This window comes from Rhizobium ecuadorense, from assembly GCF_001187535.1.
GTDB classification, from domain to species: Bacteria; Pseudomonadota; Alphaproteobacteria; order Rhizobiales; family Rhizobiaceae; genus Rhizobium; species Rhizobium ecuadorense.
Genome location: NZ_LFIO01001638.1, coordinates 1 through 249 on the forward strand (window position 1 = coordinate 1; position 249 = coordinate 249).

Sequence of the window (249 nt, forward strand, 5' to 3'; positions counted from 1 at the left end):
CGGCTACTTCATCACTGGGCCGGCCGGCACCGGCAAGACGACCGGATTCAGGCACGCGCTTTCGAAGGTTCCGGAACTCCAGCCGAGGGTTGATGAATACGGCGAACTTATCCAGCCCGTCATCGGCGCCAAGCTGCCGAAAAAATCCCTGACGCGCGACATCATCGTTGAGCTCCTAAAAGCCATGAAGCTTCCCTTTGAAGGCAAGAACGAGGGAGAGCTGACAAGGTTTTTTCTGGACCAGATCAA

Annotated in this window: 1 pseudogene; it reads left to right on the plus strand. The window is 56.2% G+C overall.

Features of this window, described 5'->3' with window-relative positions:
* A pseudogene (locus AF337_RS43450) lies at positions 1 to 249 on the plus strand (hypothetical protein); the annotation flags it as partial.